This is a genomic window from Streptomyces sp. AHU1, from assembly GCF_045343905.1.
GTDB classification, from domain to species: domain Bacteria; phylum Actinomycetota; class Actinomycetes; order Streptomycetales; family Streptomycetaceae; genus Streptomyces; species Streptomyces triticiradicis.
The window spans coordinates 5,193,437-5,209,325 of record NZ_CP174283.1; the positions used below are offsets into that span (position 1 = coordinate 5,193,437).

The following is a 15,889-nucleotide window of genomic DNA, read 5'->3' on the forward strand; positions in this document are numbered from 1 at the left end:
GCGGGGTGCGATCAGTAGGCGCCGTTGACGTTGTCGATGGAGCCGTACTTGTCGGCCGCGTAGTTGCAGGCGGCGGTGATGTTCGCGACCGGGTCGTAGATGTTCGTCGACGTGCCGGCGACGTGGTACGCCTGGAACGTGGGGTCGATCACCTGGAGCAGGCCCTTGGAGGGGATGCCCGCGGCGGCGTTGGAGTCCCAGTTGTTGATGGCGTTGGGGTTGCCGGAGGACTCGCGCATCACGTTGCGGTGGATGCCGTCGTAGCTGCCCGGGATGCCGGCCTTGGCCATGACGTCGAGGGATTCCTTGATCCAGCCGTCGAGGTTGTTGGCGTACGACTTGGCGACGGCCTGGGTGGCGGTGGTCGCCTTGGACTTGGCGACGGCGGGGGCCGCGTTCGCCGCGGTGCGGACGGTCGTCGACTTCAGCGTCTTCGTGCCCACGGTCAGCTTCAGGCCCGGACGGAGCGCGGCGGGGTTGTCGCCGATGACGGCGCGGTTCGCCGCGTACAGCTTCTTCCAGCCGCCGCTCTTGGGGTACTTCTTCGCGATCTTGGAGAGGGTGTCGCCCTTGACCACCTTGTAGGTGACGAGCTGCACGTTGGGCACCACCGCGGTGTGGGCGGTCTTCGTGACCTGGGGGGCCTGCGCCGGGGTGGCGGCGCTGGCGCCGGTCGCGCTCACGAGCGGGAGGGCGAGGGCGAGACCGCCCGTTCCGGCGGCGATCAGGCCACGGGTGATGACGTTGGACTTCATGTGACGGTGCTTGCCGCGTGCGGGCATGACGAATTTCCTCTCCGACGCCTGCGAGGTGAGCTGTCGGGTTCGGGCGGGAGATGCCCGGCCGCGCTGTGGGCGCGGCTTCACCCCTAGCCGTCCGGTGTGTCCGGATCGGCGGCTTACCTGTGGTTCCCCCGCTCCTGCCGTGCGTGGGTCGATGGGTTACCGGGCGGCGGCAGGATTCGGCGATCCGCCCGGGGTCGACCAGAACGTATGCGAGAGCACATGTCCGAAACAAGACGAGATTTGACTGCGAAGATCGCTTTCGCCTGGTTAATGAGGGGGTAAAAAGTCCGATTGTGCCGGAATTGAATCCTCAACTTGCCTTTGGTGAAGGGGTTCGTCGAGTGAGGGTGCGTGTCGACGGCCCGGTTCGCCGGTGACCCAATTCACGAGACCAAAGAGCACCAAGGTGGCATGAAGGGTAATTCGGGCATTGTGCTTGCGATGGCGGCGGCCATAGGGCCTCCGGAAGACGCCGAGCGGCCCTTCGTGCGGCGGGAATTGTGGCGCGGGACACGTCGGTGGGCGCGGCCCGGTGATCCGCTCTCCGGCCGCCGGGCCGCGCCGGTGTCCGGCAGGTTCTCCCGTCCCGGACGTCGCGCGGGACCGGTCCGGACGTGAGCCGATTCGGAGGGGGAGCGAAGTGAAGTGCGGCCCGCGTCAACGGTGTTCGGTGTACGCGCGTTGTATTGGCGCGGGACCGGGGCGTGCGGGGGTCGCGGGAAGTGAACTCCCTTGCCGGTAAGCCCTGTCGGCCTACCGTGCGCCGCGGGTGACGTCGGGGCCGTTCCGGCGTGGGTGTTCCGCGGTGGATCCGGACGGGATGGCCGGGGCCGACCGGGTCGAGCGGGCGCGGGCGGGCAGTGGGTCCGGCGTGCCGATCACGTATGCCTTCCCGACCTTTCCCAGCCCTCCGTCTCTTTCCGGCCCTTCTGTGGCTCCCCCTGCGCGTTCGGGACCGCCGAGGCGCACACGGGTGCCACCGCGACCGGAGCCGCTTCCCCTTCCAGTGCCAGGCGCCTCCGGCCGCTTCCGCCGCTCCGGCGGTGGGTTCCGTACAGGTGCGACACCGTGTCGCGGCGCGGACCGTGCCGATCGCCGACCGTGAGCCGGAAGGCCGACCGGAAAGCCGACCGGAAAGTCGGCCGGACGGCCGATCGGAAGGCCGATCGGGGGACCGCCTCCCCGCCGTCCGGCCCGGTCCCGGGTGTCCGCTCCCCTCGACGCTTCCTCCGCTCCTCCGCTCCTCCGCTCCTCCGCGTCGCCGTGCCCGGGTGGTGTCGTCGCTCACGCGGGGCCGTCCAGCCGGTCGGGTGGTGAGGGAGGTGCTCCACGAGGGGGCGGGTGCGGGCTCCTCGGCCGGGCCCGCCGGGTCCGGGCATACGGAAGGGTGCCGTCCGGGAGGGGGACAGGGGTGCCCTTATGAGTGGTCTCGTGAGGGAAGGACGTACGGATGTGCATGAACGTCATCTCTATGGATGGAAGACGCGGTGCGGCGCGGCCGGGCGGCGGGGGGCGCCGCGCTCCGGTCGGGCACGGGGCGGGTGCTGCTGCCGGACATGGCCGGTCGCCCCTTCCGGGCGCCTCCCCGCATGCCATGGCGAGTCGCTTCATCCAGCCCGATCATGTACATACGGTTGGTGACCGGGTGGTGTCCGCGAGGCGGGGTACCCGCCGTTGGGGCACGCAGGTGCTTCCCGTGTGCCTTCCGGGTGTACTCCCGCATACCTCCTGGCGGAGCGAAGTCGGCCGGGGGACGGTGGGCGCTCGCGGTGATCGAAACGTGACCGGATACGCTGACTTGAGTGATGGCAGCGACACATCGACAAACCGTGTCATCGACCGAATGATCGACCGAGTTCGCCATGTGATCGTCAGCAGACAGGAGAACCTCTCGTGACCGTCGTCGGGCCGTTCGGACTGAGCGTGCGGGACCAGGCTCTCGAAGCCGATGTCCAGGCCGGATTGGCGGCTGTCGAGGAGGGTTTGCTCGAAGCCACCAAGAGCGAGGTCCCCTTCATCACGGAAGCTGCCCAGCACCTCGTGCGGGCCGGCGGGAAGCGGTTCAGGCCGCTGCTCGTGATGCTCGCCGCACAGTTCGGCGACCCCTACGCGCCGGGTGTCGTGCCCTCGGCCGTGGTCGTCGAGCTGACCCATCTCGCCACGCTGTACCACGACGACGTGATGGACGAGGCCGAGGTCCGGCGCGGGGTGGCCAGCGCCAACGCCCGCTGGGGCAACTCGCTGGCCGTCCTCACCGGCGACTTCCTCTTCGCCCGCGCCTCGTACATCCTGGCCGACCTCGGACCCGAGGCCGTCCGGATCCAGGCCGAGGCGTTCGAGCGGCTGGTGACCGGGCAGATCCTGGAGACCGCGGGGCCGCGCGACGGCCGCGATCCGGTCGACCACTACCTCGACGTGCTCGGCGGCAAGACCGGGTCGCTGGTCGCGGTCGCGTGCCGGTTCGGCGCGATGATGTCGGGCGCCGACGAGACGGTCGTGGACGTGCTGACCCAGTACGGGGAGCGGCTGGGCGTCGCCTTCCAGCTCGCGGACGACGTCCTCGACATCGCGTCCGACTCGCACGAGTCCGGCAAGACGCCGGGCACGGACCTGCGCGAGGGCATCGCCACGCTGCCGGTGCTGCGGCTGCGCGAGCGCGCGGAGCGGCTGGGGCTCGCCGAGGACATCGCGCTGTGCGAGCTGCTGGAATCCGACCTGACGGACGACGCGCGGCACGCGGAGGCGCTGGCCCGGCTGCGGGAGCACCCCGCCCTGGAGCAGGCGCGCCGGGACACCGTGCGCTACGCCGAGGAGGCGCGCGCCGCGCTGGCCCCGCTGCGCGAGTGCGACGCGAAGGCCGCGCTGGTCGAGCTGGTGGACGCCGTGGTGCACCGGGCGGGCTGAGACGCCCCCGCGTGGATCACGGTTCACGGACCGGCTGAGACGCCTCCCGCGCGCCGGTCACCGGGCCGACCTGGTCCGTTCCCGTGCCTCCGACCGGTCGATTCCGTCCCCGGGCTGACCTGGTCTGTCCCCGTGCCTCCGACCGGTCGATTCCGTCCCCGGGCCGACCTGGTCCGTTCCCGTTCCCCCGAGCCGATCGGGACCGTCCCCGTGTCACCGGGTCGGCCGAGTCCGCCCCTCCCGGGACCACCGGTACGGACCGGACCGGCCCCGTGCGTGCCGGGTGCCGGGTGCCGTCGGGCTCGGCTCCGTGATCGCCCGGGTGCGGTGGGCGGCCGTCAGTACCCTCCGCCGCCTCCCGTGCCGGTGGTGGCCGGGGCCGGTGCCGACGACGTCGAGACGGGTGTGGTGATCTTCGCTCCGGTGGGCGTGACGGCCCACCACGTTCCGTCCACTCCCTGGCCGTACGGCTCCTTCGGCTCGTCGTCCTTGGCGTACCGGTAGAGGGGCCAGCCGGCGAGGGTGATCTGGGTGCTGCCGTCGTTGCGCTTGACCGTGGAGACCATGCTCTTGTCGATGCCCTTCGTGGTCACTGAGCCCTGGCCCGTGGTCGTGGCCGCGGGCCAGAGCGCGGCGCAGGTGCTGTAACAGGTGACCTTGGTCGGGTTCGCCGAGTCCGCGTCGAAGCGGTACAGGACGTACCCCTTGCCGTCGGTCACGACCGTGCCCAGTTTCGCGATGTGGGCGGTGGTCAGCATCGACGTCGCCGATCCCGTGGTGGCTTTCTGCGTCGAGCCGCTGTTCTGCGGGGTGCTGGTTTTGCTGCTGCTGCCGCTTCCGCCACCTCCCCCTCCGCATCCGGCGAGCGTGAGAGCCAGGATGGCGGCGCCCATGGCGGCGTATCCCGTGACGTGCCTGATGGCGATCATGGCGGTTCCTCGATCCTTTGGTCCTCTGGTCCTTCGGTCCTTTGATCCCTGGAGTGCCGGACGATCCGATCGCTGCCACCCGTAAGTACGGATTCGAGCCGTTTTCTACTCGAATGGCCGTCGTATTCGAAGGTTTCGATCGACGAAGAGTGATGTGACCGGTGCCACAAGATTGCGATGAGTGCCGGATCGGATCGTTTCCGTAATCACGCACGGAAGCTGACGCAAGGTACGTCGGCCGATGTACGGGGAGGAACCGGAATCATGGGATCGAACACCACGTTCAGGACGCGTCGCGCCGGCGCGGTCCTGGCCGGTGCCGCGATGGCCGCCGCGGTGGGAGTCGCCGCCGCCGTCGTCCCGGCGACCGCCGCCGGCCACGGCACTCCCGGCGGGAGCGAGGGACGGACCGTCGTCACGAGTCACGCGGTCATGGGAGGCAGCGGCGGCACCGTCCTCGCCGCGAGCCTGCGCGGTGCCGCCGAAGTGCCCGTCCCGGGCGGCCCCGCCGTCGGTGACCCGGACGGCACGGCGCTGGAGTTCATCAAGGTCGAGGGCGACAGGGTGTCCGTCGCCGTTACCTGGCGCGGTACCGGGAGGCCCACGCTGCTCCACATCCATCAGGGAGCCAAGGGCGCCGACGGCGACGTGAGGATCGACTTCAGCGGGCTGCTCGACCGGATCAAGGGCCACAGTGTCGTCGGGACCGTCGAGGTGGAGGACACGGGCCTGCTCGACGAACTGAAGACCGACCCCGGTTCCTTCTACGCCAACCTCCACACCACGAAGTTCCCTGGTGGAGCCGTCCGCGGACAGCTCCACAAGGTGACGGGCGCCTTCGACTTCCGCAACGCCCTGCACAACTTCCAGGCGTCCGTGGTCGAGGGCGAGCAGATCTACGAGTGCAAGGCGGCCGGGTCGGGCGGCTACGCCTTCGCCCAGCGCGATGTGGCCGCACGGCTCGGCGGTCATATCGCTCACTCGTTCGTGAAGCCCAACTCCGGTACCCCGCAGTGGATCGCGCCCGACCGCAGCGCCGTCACCGGGGCGCTGATCGCGAAGACCCCTAACGGCGCGGCGAACATCCCCGAGCTCGACCTCGGGGCCACGCAGTCCGGCCGGGGGCGCGGCCTGCTGGCCGGCACGCAGGAGATCCTGCGCCTGAACACCGTGGGCGGCGTCGCCCCGGGCGGCTCCTGCACGCCGGGCACGGTCGTGGGCGTCCCCTACCGCGCGGACTACGTGTTCGTGCAGCGCTGAGCCGGTCCGCCGGTCCGCCGCGGATCCGGTCACGGCGGTGTCTCCCCCGCGAGCGACCCCTACGGGTCCGGTGGAGGCACCGCCCTCTCACGTCATACCGCAGGACTACGCGGAGTTGAGCCCGGGGGTTGACGCTTTCATCCGGCGTATTTGGTCAGATGGAGAACACCACTCCTCACCGGACCGGGTGAGAATGGCGGCTTGGGAGTGGAACACGGAACGAGGGCAGGGCCGCCGCCGACGACGGAGGTAAGGCACACATGGCACCGTACGAAACCGACGACAGCGCGAGGGCCGCGGAGGCCGACGACAGGCTCGCCGGGCGACGCAAGGCCGCGCGGTACGTCGTTCCGGTCGCGGTGGTGGGGGTGGCGGCGGCGACGATCGGACTCGTCCCGGCGCTCGCCGACTCCGGGGACCCCGACCTGCCGAAGATCAGCGCGCAGCAACTCATCCAGAAGATCGCCGAGTCGGACGTCCAGCAGCTGTCCGGCACGGTCAAGATCAGCACCGATCTGGGGCTGCCCGACCTGGGCGGTCTGGAGAGCGGCCTGCTGTCCGGCGCGGCCGAGGGGCACGGCGGTTCCTCCGCCGACCCGCAGTCCAAGCTGCTCGAACTGGCCTCGGGCACGCACACGCTCCGCGTCGCGGCCGACGGTCCGGACAGGGGCAAGGTCTCCCTCCTGGACAACGCCGCCGAGTACAGCGTCATCCACAACGGCAAGGACGTGTGGGGGTACGACAGCAAGTCGAACGAGGTCTTCCACTCGACGTCACCCGAGTCCGGGCACGCCGGCGAGGGTGCCGAGGGCAAGGCGCCGCGGGACGTCCCGGCCACCCCCAAGGACTTCGCCGACGAGGCTCTCAAGTCCGTGGACGACACGACCTCCGTGACGGTCGACGGCACCGCGCACGTCGCGGGCCGCGACGCCTACAAGCTGGTCATCAAGCCCCGGCAGTCCGGCACCACGGTCGGCGCCATCAGCATCGCGGTGGACGCGAAGACCGGTCTGCCGCTGAAGTTCACGCTGACCCCGGCGAGCGGGGGCGCGGCCGTCGTGGACGCGGGCTTCACCCAGGTCGACTTCTCCCGGCCGGCCGCGTCGACGTTCGCCTTCACCCCGCCGAAGGGCGCGAAGGTCACCGAGGGCGACGACCTGAAGGACGCGAAGGGCGGCGAGCCGAAGGACACGAAGGACGACGGTCCGAAGCGCCTGGAGAAGGAATGGCGGAAGGGCCACGAGGGGACGGCCGACGCCCCCGGCGGTCCGAAGACCATCGGCGAGGGCTGGAACTCGATCATCGTGCTCGAGACCGGCGGCAAGGGCGTGCCGACGGGCGCGTCCGGTTCGACCGGCAACAGCGACGTCGACGGGTTCCTGAACTCCCTCGGCGACCACGTCACCGGTAAGTTCGGCTCGGGCACGGTCTTCTCGACCCGCCTGGTCAACGCGCTGATCACGGACGACGGCAAGGTGTACGCCGGTGCCGTCACCAAGGCCGCGCTGGTGAAGGCGGCGAACGCGGCCCAGTAGGTCCAGTCAGGCGAACCGAACCGAGGGAGCCCATGGAGGAGCTGTCCGCCGACGAGCCCGGTCCGGCGCGGGCCACGGGCGCCGCCGTCCCCGCAGGGCGGACGGGGAGCGCCCGTCCGGAGCCGGAGCCGGACCGGGAGCCGGGAGGCGCCGACGCCGTGCCCGCCGAGGACGCGGTGATCGCCACCCGCGCGCTGAGCAAGCGGTACCGCGGCGGACAGCTCGCCGTCGACGGCCTGGACCTCACCGTCCCGGCGGGCAGCGTCTTCGGCTTCCTCGGACCCAACGGCTCGGGCAAGACCACCACCATCCGGGTGCTGATGGGCCTGATCGAGCCGACCTCGGGCACGGCGAGCGTGCTGGGGCGCCCCATGCCCAGGTCCGCGCGTGCCGTGCTCCCGCACGTCGGGGCGCTGATCGAGGGCCCCGCCCTGTACGGCTTCCTCTCCGGGCGGGACAACCTCCTCCGGTACGACGCCGCGGACCCGACCGCCGATCCCCGGACCCGCAGGGCACGCGTCGAGGCCGCGCTGGACCGGGTCGGACTGTCCGCCGCGGCGGGGAAGAAGGCGAAGGCGTACTCCCTGGGCATGAAACAGCGGCTCGGACTCGCCGCCGCACTGCTCCAGCCCCGCCGCCTGCTCGTCCTGGACGAGCCGACCAACGGCCTCGACCCGCAGGGGATGCGGGAGATCCGCACCCTGGTGCGGGAGCTGGCCTCCGACGGCACGACCGTCTTCCTCTCCTCGCACCTGCTCGACGAGATCGAGCAGGTCTGCACCCACGCGGCCGTGATGGCCCAGGGGCGGCTCATCGTCCAGGGCCCGGTGGCCGACCTCGCGGCCGGTGCGCGGAGCCGGCTGGTGGTGACCACCCCGGACACCGGGGACGCGGCCCGGATCCTCAAGGAACAGGGCGTCACCGATCTCGTCGTGACCGAGACGGGAGTGACCGCGGAGCCCCCCGACCGCGAGCCCGCGGAACTGAACGCGGCGTTGGTCACGGCAGGCGTCCGGGTCCGCGGCTTCGGGATCGAACGGGCCTCGCTGGAGGACGCGTTCGTGGCGCTGACCGGGGAGGGTTTCGATGTCGCGGGCTGAGAGTCCCCCGAAGCGGGACGCAGAGACGAAAAGCACGGAACCGATGGCGACACCGACGGACCCGGGAGCGGCCCGGAAGGCGGGCCCGGAGCCGAGGACCGGACGTGGGCCGAGCCCGCTGTGGACACTCGGACTCTTCCGCGACGAACTCGTCACCACCTTCCGCCGCTGGCGGACGATCGCGCTGCTCGGCGTGCTCGCGGCCGTGCCGGTCCTCATCGGTGTCGCCGTGAAGATCGAGACGAGAGACGGCTCGAGCGCGGGCGGTGGCGGCGGTGAAGGCCCCGCGTTCATCGCGCAGATCACCAACAACGGCCTGTTCCTGGTGTTCACCGGGCTGGCCGCGACCCTCCCCTTCTTCCTGCCGATGGCGATCGGTGTCATCGCGGGAGACGCGATCGCCGGCGAGGCCAACGCCGGCACCCTGCGCTACCTCCTCGTCGCGCCCGCGGGCCGCACGCGGCTGCTGCTCACGAAGTACGCGACGACGATGACGTTCTGCCTGGTGGCGACCCTGGTGGTGGCGGTCTCGGCGTTCGCGGTGGGCGCCCTGCTGTTCCCGCTGGGCGAGCTGACGACGATCTCCGGGACCCGCATCGGCTTCGCCGAGGGGCTCGGCCGGGCGTTGCTCATCGCCCTCGTCGTCGCCGCGTCACTGACCGGTGTCGCCGCGCTCGGCCTGTTCGTCTCCACCCTCACCAACAGCGGCATCGCGGCCATGGCGACGACGGTCGGTCTCCTGATCACCGTCCAGATCCTCGACCAGATCCCCCAGCTGCACGTGCTCCAGCCGTACTTCTTCTCCCACTACTGGCTGTCCTTCGCCGACCTCATGCGCGACCCCGTCTACTGGGACGACCTGGTCCGCGACCTCGGCCTCCAGGGCCTGTACGCCGCCGTGTTCGGGTCGGCCGCGTGGGCGCGGTTCACGACGAAGGACATCACCGCCTGAACGGCGCGTCACCTCCTGCGCGCCGGGCGCCTCACCGCTCGTACGGGAAACGGGCGAGCGGTGCTTCCTGCGCGAAGAAGGTCTTCGCGCGCGCCAGCGCCCCGGTGTCGTCCAGCACGTCGCCGCGCTTGCTGCCGTTCCCGAGCAGGACTCCGCCGAAGCGCATCTTCATGTACGCCGCGGAATGGTGCAGCGTACCGACGAGGGGGTCGGCGACCGCCTGCTCCTCGTGCGCGAGAGCGGTGACGCCCCACAGGGTGCGCCCGGCCAGGGTGGCCTTGAAGTCGAGGCCGGGCGTGCGCAGCCAGCCCGACCAGTAGTCCAGATAGCGCTTGGTCAGCCCGGACACCGAGTACCAGTACAGCGGCGAGGCGATCACGATGTCGGTGGCGTCGAGCGTGGCGTCGAGCAGCAGGGCCTCCGTGCCCGCGGCGGGAGGGCGCACGTGATCGCTGTCCCGGCGCAGGTCCACGAAGTCGGGGAGCGGGTGCTCGGCCAGGGACAGCCAGCGCTGCTCCGTGTCGGGGGGCAGTTGTTCGGCGGCCTTGCGGGCCAGGGTCTCGGTGTTGCCGCCGGTGCGGCTGCTGCCGAGCAGGAACAGGAATCGGCGGGTCATGGTTCCCCCTGAGATACGTCGGCGCCATTACTTGCGTGAACAATATATGCGCGCGCATCTATATGTCCAAGGCCCCGCCAGGCCCCGGGCGAGAGCCCCATCCAGCCCGCTCCCGTACCCAACAGCTTCTTTTCGCCCCCTCCGCCCCTACCCGACCCGTACCCGGGAGCTCCGCCCCCGGACCCCCGCTCCTCAAACGCCGGAGGGGCTGAAAGTCACGCCGATGAGGGGCTGCGCCCGCACCACATCGCACCCGCGGCCGGGATCCGGCCGGAGGCGCCGCACCCGAGCCACCGTTCACCCGCAGTCGGCCACGCACGGGAGGGGCCGTGCCGGTACATCGAATGCCCGCAGGCCGGACGGATCGGAACCGACCCGCACTTCTCGACCCCGGGGGGATCCGTTCGGATGCGGGCGGATGTACCGGCGCGGCCCCGACCCACCCGCCGGTCTCACCGCCCCGGTCGCGGCGGCTGCGGCGGCCGCGGTGCCCGAGGGACCGGCACCGAGCCGGGCACACCCCCACCGGGGGAGGCGGTGCGACGACCCGACTGGAGACGGGCCGCGTTCGCGACCGGGTTGGCCGCCCCGCCGGAGGCCGTCGACCCCGCCACGGCCGGCCTGCCCCAGCTCTCCGGAACGGACGCGTGCCGCTCCACCGTCCCCCGCGCCCGCGCCTCCGCGAGCCGAGCCGTCTGCTCCGCCACAGGAGCGAACCCCGGAGCCGCGTTGCCGCTCTGGGAGGGCACCTGGCGGACGGCCATGGCGGTCAGCGCGGCCTGGGTGTCCCGGGGGAACACGTCCCGGGGCAGCAGCTGCGAGGCCGCGCCGGTCACCTCGACGCGATGCTGCCTGCCCCCCGCCTCGAAGGTGACGCCGTAGCCGAGGTACTGCCGGTCCCGGTCGAACATCAGGTCCCCCCGCACCTGCCCGCCCCCGGCCCGCGTCCCCTCGCTCAGCCCCCGGAGAGCCTCCGGCATCGGCGCGGTCCTCCCGAGGCTCGCCACATACGCGTCCGCCTCCACCCGCCCCTCCCGGAACCGCGGCTTCCCGTCGGGCCCGAGGGACATCTGCACGGCACCGACCCGGTTGTCGGGGTGGATGTCGATGGTGAGGCGGCCGTCACCGCCGTACTCGCTGACGAACCGCTCCCGCAGCGCCGTGAACTGCACCTGGTTCTCCAGCGCCGGAGGCAGGTTGGGCCCGTAGATGGTGACCCGCGCCTCGGGATCGGCCTCCAGGATGATCTCGGCGTTGGCCACGCCCGTGCCGCCCGCGCCCGCGACCAGCCACGTCTTCGGGGCGCCCTCCGCACTCGCGGCCCTCGCGTCGAAACGGCCCTCGGCGATCTCGTCCCCGATGAAGACGCGGCCGGGCGCGGCGGCCCTGGCCCGCTCCCACCGGGCGGTCGCGTCGAGCGTCTGGAGCGCGGCCCGCGCCCCGCCGTCCGAGCGCAGCCCGTCCAGCACCCCTTCCTCCCGCAGCACCTGGAGCGCCCGCTCCGCGCCGACCTCCCCGGTCAGCCGGGCGTGCGCCGGTGAACCGGCGGGCAGCTGCCCGCGTACGGCGTCGAGGGCCTCCGGCAGATCCACCGCGTCCCGGCGGTCGACGCCCGGCACCATCTCCGGGGGCAGCCCGGTGGCCACGGTCGGCGTGCCCTCGACCTTCACGTAGAGGTCGGGGGAACCGTCGGCGGGCCGGATGTGCGTGTAGAGCCGGCCGTCCTGTCCCGGGAGCAGAGCGGCGGTCCCGTCGACGACCGGTCCGCGTACGGCGAGCTGGTCCTCCCACAGGCGCACCGCGTCGCGCGGCACCCGTGCGGTCGGGTCGGCGAACTGGTGGGCGTCGCCCATCCCGTTGGCCCGCATGTCCCTCGTCTGGTCGGGGGACTGGACGATGCCCTCGCCCGGGTCCAGGTGCCAGCGGCCGCGGGCGTCGACGAGCAGGGCCTCGGGGTCGCGCCCGACGAGGCTGGCGCCCCCGCCGACGACGACCCGGCGGGCGGGCCACTCGCCGGTCGTGGCGATCTCCGCGCGCAGCTGGTCCAGGGTGGCGGCACCGGCCCGGGTGCGCTGCTCGGCCGCCCGGGTCGCCGCCGCGGCGAGCTCCTCGCGCGGGAGGGGGGAGCCGTCGGGCCGAAGCCCCGGCATGACCGGGGCGCCCACGGATGCTCCGATGGGGCGGGCGTGCTCGGCCCGCGCCCGGAACTCCCGCAGCTCGACGGCATCGGCCGCGCCCAACCGCTCGACGGGTACGGCCAGTTCGCGCAGGGCGCCGGCCGCCGCCGGGGTCAGGTGGGGGTCGACGATGTCGCGGCGGACGTCGGCGGCCTGGAGCTCCGGCGCGTAGTGGCCGGAGTCGGCCGGGACCCGTGGCCGCAGCCCGAGGTGGTCGACGAGTGCCGACAACTCGCCACGGGATTCGGCGCGTTGGCCGGCGTCGAGCGTGGCGTCGTTCATGCGGGCGGCCAGATAGTTCAGTTCGCCGACCCGGCCGAGGTCCTCCTCGGTGAGGCTCAGGCGCCGCTCCGCGCTCCCGAGTCCGCCGCGGGCCAGGACGTCCTGGCGGTTCGGCGCGACCCCCGCGACCTCGGGGTCGCCGGCGGCGGCACGGGCCGCCCGGTCGCGCACCGCGAGCAGTTCACCGACCTCGTGGCTCAGCGCCCGGCCCACCTGGCGCGGGTCCATCCGGTCGGAGAGCTGGACGACGTGCTGGTCGGAGGTGGTGTTGACATGGGTCCGCGCGACCGTGCCGGAGGGGAGCGGTACGGCGTCCAGACGCAGGGTGAGGTCCCTGCCCCGGTCGTCGGTGAGCGCGAAGAAGCGGTCGCCCGCGGCGCCGGACCGCAGCTCGACCGAGCTCAGCCGCTGCGCGTACAGGCTCTGCACCACCATCGGCAGGGTGCTCTCCGCCTGCGCGACGACGGCCGCCTGCCGTCCCGGGTCGGGCGCGGTGCCGGTGCCCGAGACGAAGCGGCTGCCCGCGACGTCGGTCGCGGTGATGACGACGGGCTCCGCGCGCGGCACCGCACCCGCGGCGGAAGGGTCCGGCCGGGCGTCCGGCGGGATGTCCCCCCGGTCATCCCGCCGGGCGTCCGCCCGGTCGGAACGGCCGGCGTTCCCGCGGTCGAGCGGTTCCTGGTCCACTGGCACTTTCCCCCTTGGACGGCCTTGCGGCACGTAAGATCTCGGCATGCTGATCGCCCGTTCGACGCAGGAAGCACACCTCTACATGGACCTGCACGCGTGTGCGTGCGGGGCGGAGGGCTTCGAGCGCGAGCACCGTCTCGACGAGCGTGACGGTGTCCTGGTGGCGGTGTACGAGGGCGTCTGTCCCGAGTGCGGCCGCGCCCGTTCCTTCGCGTTCCGGCTCACCGACGAACTTCCGCCCGCGCCACCGGCGTTCGGCGGATCCGAACCCTCGCGGATCATCGACCCCGGGGAATTCCTGTGGGTCGGCGACCAGGTCGCCACGGACGCCGGACTGCGACTGCTGCACACGCCGCCCGCCGAGCGGCACGAGCAGCGCGAGGGCTCCGCGTTCGCGCTCGCCGCGGTCGAGGAAGTCCTCAAGTTCCTTCCGCAGGGCCTCGACCGGATCCCCGAGGAACTGTTCACCTCGGAGCGCGGACGCGAGGTGTACGCCAGGACCCCGCACCGCTTCGAGCGGGCCGCGCTCCTCGAGAACATCGCCCGCAAGCGCCGCATCCTGGAGAGCCTCGACCACGTCGGTCCGCAGCCAGGCGCGTAGCCGCCCGCCGGAGCACCCGGAGCTCACGGCGTTCGCGGGGGCCGGGGCGCCGGGCGCGGTACCGCCGCGGCGGCCGGCGACGCGGCTCCTGGCGCGCCCGCCGTCCGTCCGGCCGCCGGGGCGGTGCTCCCGCCGCCGGACCGCAGGCGTGCCGCGGTGGCGACCCGGATCGTGGCGTCGCCCTGCCGATGACCGGCCGAGACGCCGGCCCCCGTCACCGCACCCCCCGACACCGCACCGGCCGAGACGCCTGGCCCCGGCCCCGCACCGACCGAGGCGCCCGGCCCCGCACCCGCCGGGACACCCGGCCCCGCACCCGCCGAGGCGCCGTGCCCCGGCGCCGGGGTCGAACCCGTTCCCCGCCCGGCGGGGAACACACCCCGGTCCGAGGTGATCAGCGCGGTGGCAAGACCCCCCTCGACCAGCTTCTCCGCGTTCTCGCGGCCGATGGAGAAACCGCGCCCCGAGGTGCTCCGCGCGTACAGGTCCTCGATCATGACCTCGGGGGCCATGCGCCCGCCGTACCGGTCACGGCCCGCGTCGAACTCGGTGCGGCCGTGCTGCCAGCGCGCGGCGTTCTGGGCGAGGCACTGCTCGACGGGGACCTCGACCGAGAGCAGGACGCGCCGGTCGTAGCCGTCGGCGCGCAGATCGCCGAGGAGCTTCTCGTTCCAGCGCTGGTCGCGCAGGGTCGCGTCGTAGAGGAGGTTGTAGCCCTCGGCGCGCGCCCACTGCTCGAAGACGTCCTGCAGGAAGGCCGACTCGCGGTGGGTGAGCGAGGCCGTCTCGGAGGGCGCGAGCCGACGCCCGTCGGGCAACTCGCGTGCGTGGGGCGGGAGAAGGGGCGATCCGCCGTGCTCGAAGATCGCGACCTTGAATTCGTCCGGGTCCAGGACCACGTAGTCGCGCACGTCGACGCCGTGCGCCCGCTTCAGGGCCCGCCCCAGTTCGTCGTCGCGCCCCTGCCACTCGCCGAGCCCGCGCAGCGCGCCGCCCTTCCCGGCGCCGGGCGCCCCGGCGGTGAGCAGGGCGGCATGACCGTCGCGCGGCCGGCCCGCGCAGCGCGCCTTGAACTCCTCCAGGATCGCGGAGTGCATCCGTTCGCGGTCCGGCGTCCACAGCGCACCGCGCCGGAACTGTCCGAACGTATCCGTGCCGCCCGGCGCGAGGTCGCCGCCCGGTGACATCCGGGTCTGCAACTCCCGGTACAGCGCGCGGTATTCAGGTCTGAGCCCCGCCTCCGGCCTCTCGCCCGTCGTCATGGCCGCCGCTCGGCCCCGTCCGCCGGACCGTCCGGCCGGCCGTCGATCCTGCGCTGGATCTCCTCCACGTCCTCGCGGGTCACCTGTCCGAGCAGGCGCGCCGCGGCGAGGACGGAGAGCGTGTTGTCCTGGTGGGTCGGCTCGGGGTGGCCCTCGTCCAGGCCCTCCTCGGCCTCGAAGGGCCAGGCGGCGACGGTCGCGATCATCTGCTCGCGCTCCACGAATCCGGCGGCGTAGAGGCCGAGGTAGGCGCGCAGGGAGGGAGCCGGTCCGGCGCCGGGTGCGGGGGTGTCGTTCATGGGTGGGGTGTTCCTCCTCTACCAGAGACTGGTCTCGTACGGATCCGGGTCGGGCTGCCGGGACGCGGCGACGGCGTCCTCGTACGACTCGGTCACGGGTGGTGTCTTCGGGCGGTGGCCGCCGCTCTTGCACCCTGCGAACGGGCCGCCTGGGGAACGGAGTTCCGACAGTACGGCGCCGAGGTGGTCCCGGTGCCAGACGGCGGGTCCGGACGGTCCCGCCGCCGGGTCGGTGTACTCCTGCCAGGCCAGCCACAGTCCGTGCAGCCGGGCGACCGCCTCCGGGTGCTCCCACCAGCGGGGGCACCAGGGCTGCTGCGAGGTGACCTCGCGGCCGTAGACGGGAAGGAGCAGGTCACCCACCCAGACGGCCAGCCGGCTCATCTCCTCGGCGTACTCGGGGCCGTCGAGGAAGAGGATGAACGGCGGGGCGTCGGCGGGCTGTTGCTCGGCGGGGACGGTCGTCATCGAGAACGCTTCCTTCCGGTGGCTGTGGC

Annotated in this window: 13 protein-coding genes and 1 riboswitch; of the genes, 6 read left to right on the forward strand and 7 right to left on the reverse strand. The window is 72.6% G+C overall.

Annotated features, from left to right (window positions below; all coding sequences use genetic code 11):
* Positions 1-11: 11 nt before the first annotated feature.
* Positions 12-782, reverse strand: a complete 771-nt coding sequence (locus ACICHK_RS23230) for a transglycosylase SLT domain-containing protein (protein ID WP_406838403.1) — start codon at positions 780-782, stop codon at positions 12-14.
* Positions 783-785: 3 nt separating this feature from the next.
* Positions 786-977: riboswitch (cyclic di-AMP (ydaO/yuaA leader) on the reverse strand.
* A 1,701-nt stretch (positions 978-2,678) separates the two neighbouring features.
* Between ACICHK_RS23230 and ACICHK_RS23235 the strand changes: the two genes are divergently transcribed.
* Complete coding sequence (locus ACICHK_RS23235; RefSeq protein WP_103548339.1) at positions 2,679-3,689, forward strand: polyprenyl synthetase family protein; 1,011 nt, start codon at positions 2,679-2,681, stop codon at positions 3,687-3,689.
* Positions 3,690-4,027: 338 nt separating this feature from the next.
* Here the strand turns inward: ACICHK_RS23235 and ACICHK_RS23240 are convergent, their stop codons facing one another.
* Positions 4,028-4,618 carry a hypothetical protein gene (locus tag ACICHK_RS23240; RefSeq protein ID WP_406838404.1) on the reverse strand — a complete coding sequence of 197 codons (591 nt, stop codon included), beginning with the start codon at positions 4,616-4,618 and terminating at the stop codon, positions 4,028-4,030.
* A gap of 264 nt (positions 4,619-4,882) precedes the next feature.
* On the opposite strand from ACICHK_RS23240, the gene ACICHK_RS23245 reads away from it, so the two are divergent.
* From ACICHK_RS23245 to ACICHK_RS23260, 4 genes are all read left to right on the forward strand, one after another.
* Positions 4,883-5,878, forward strand: coding sequence for a CHRD domain-containing protein (locus ACICHK_RS23245; protein ID WP_406838405.1), 996 nt, complete (start codon positions 4,883-4,885; stop codon positions 5,876-5,878).
* Between the two features lie 260 nt (positions 5,879-6,138).
* Entirely contained in the window at positions 6,139-7,413 is a 1,275-nt protein-coding gene (locus ACICHK_RS23250; RefSeq protein WP_406838406.1) for a LolA family protein, read from the forward strand.
* A gap of 32 nt (positions 7,414-7,445) precedes the next feature.
* Positions 7,446-8,513: an ABC transporter ATP-binding protein gene (locus ACICHK_RS23255; protein WP_406838407.1), complete on the forward strand. Its 1,068-nt coding sequence runs from the start codon at positions 7,446-7,448 to the stop codon at positions 8,511-8,513.
* A 43-nt stretch (positions 8,514-8,556) separates the two neighbouring features.
* Entirely contained in the window at positions 8,557-9,465 is a 909-nt protein-coding gene (locus ACICHK_RS23260; RefSeq protein WP_406838408.1) for an ABC transporter permease, read from the forward strand.
* Between the two features lie 31 nt (positions 9,466-9,496).
* On the opposite strand, the gene ACICHK_RS23265 is transcribed toward ACICHK_RS23260, so the two are convergent.
* Together ACICHK_RS23265 and ACICHK_RS23270 are read right to left on the reverse strand one after the other, a co-directional pair.
* Positions 9,497-10,081 (reverse strand): flavodoxin family protein, encoded by a 585-nt coding sequence (locus ACICHK_RS23265; RefSeq protein ID WP_406838409.1) that lies wholly within the window; start codon positions 10,079-10,081, stop codon positions 9,497-9,499.
* A 452-nt stretch (positions 10,082-10,533) separates the two neighbouring features.
* On the reverse strand, positions 10,534-13,227 hold the full coding sequence (locus tag ACICHK_RS23270; RefSeq protein ID WP_406838410.1) for a hypothetical protein: 2,694 nt from the start codon (positions 13,225-13,227) through the stop codon (positions 10,534-10,536).
* A gap of 46 nt (positions 13,228-13,273) precedes the next feature.
* On the opposite strand from ACICHK_RS23270, the gene ACICHK_RS23275 reads away from it, so the two are divergent.
* Complete coding sequence (locus ACICHK_RS23275; RefSeq protein ID WP_151470651.1) at positions 13,274-13,831, forward strand: hypothetical protein; 558 nt, start codon at positions 13,274-13,276, stop codon at positions 13,829-13,831.
* Positions 13,832-13,854: 23 nt separating this feature from the next.
* Here the strand turns inward: ACICHK_RS23275 and ACICHK_RS23280 are convergent, their stop codons facing one another.
* Genes ACICHK_RS23280 through ACICHK_RS23290 form a run of 3 tightly spaced genes read right to left on the reverse strand, consistent with a single transcriptional unit; the run spans position 13,855 to position 15,860 of the window.
* Positions 13,855-15,093: a zeta toxin family protein gene (locus tag ACICHK_RS23280; RefSeq protein ID WP_406838411.1), complete on the reverse strand. Its 1,239-nt coding sequence runs from the start codon at positions 15,091-15,093 to the stop codon at positions 13,855-13,857.
* Positions 15,090-15,392 carry a hypothetical protein gene (locus ACICHK_RS23285; protein WP_151475035.1) on the reverse strand — a complete coding sequence of 101 codons (303 nt, stop codon included), beginning with the start codon at positions 15,390-15,392 and terminating at the stop codon, positions 15,090-15,092. The genes ACICHK_RS23280 and ACICHK_RS23285 overlap by 4 nt, the downstream gene beginning before the upstream one ends.
* Before the next feature lie 18 nt (positions 15,393-15,410).
* Positions 15,411-15,860: a DUF4913 domain-containing protein gene (locus ACICHK_RS23290; protein WP_406838412.1), complete on the reverse strand. Its 450-nt coding sequence runs from the start codon at positions 15,858-15,860 to the stop codon at positions 15,411-15,413.
* Positions 15,861-15,889: the final 29 nt, after the last annotated feature.

Coding starts and splice junctions, on each gene's coding strand:
- ACICHK_RS23255 (WP_406838407.1), top strand. CDS start 7,446: ATGGAGGAGCTGTCCGCCGACGAGCCCGGTCCGGCGCGGGCCACGGGC.
- ACICHK_RS23280 (WP_406838411.1), bottom strand. CDS start 15,093: ATGACGACGGGCGAGAGGCCGGAGGCGGGGCTCAGACCTGAATACCGC.
- ACICHK_RS23250 (WP_406838406.1), top strand. CDS start 6,139: ATGGCACCGTACGAAACCGACGACAGCGCGAGGGCCGCGGAGGCCGAC.
- ACICHK_RS23290 (WP_406838412.1), bottom strand. CDS start 15,860: ATGACGACCGTCCCCGCCGAGCAACAGCCCGCCGACGCCCCGCCGTTC.
- ACICHK_RS23260 (WP_406838408.1), top strand. CDS start 8,557: ATGGCGACACCGACGGACCCGGGAGCGGCCCGGAAGGCGGGCCCGGAG.
- ACICHK_RS23230 (WP_406838403.1), bottom strand. CDS start 782: ATGCCCGCACGCGGCAAGCACCGTCACATGAAGTCCAACGTCATCACC.
- ACICHK_RS23275 (WP_151470651.1), top strand. CDS start 13,274: ATGCTGATCGCCCGTTCGACGCAGGAAGCACACCTCTACATGGACCTG.
- ACICHK_RS23245 (WP_406838405.1), top strand. CDS start 4,883: ATGGGATCGAACACCACGTTCAGGACGCGTCGCGCCGGCGCGGTCCTG.
- ACICHK_RS23240 (WP_406838404.1), bottom strand. CDS start 4,618: ATGATCGCCATCAGGCACGTCACGGGATACGCCGCCATGGGCGCCGCC.
- ACICHK_RS23285 (WP_151475035.1), bottom strand. CDS start 15,392: ATGAACGACACCCCCGCACCCGGCGCCGGACCGGCTCCCTCCCTGCGC.
- ACICHK_RS23265 (WP_406838409.1), bottom strand. CDS start 10,081: ATGACCCGCCGATTCCTGTTCCTGCTCGGCAGCAGCCGCACCGGCGGC.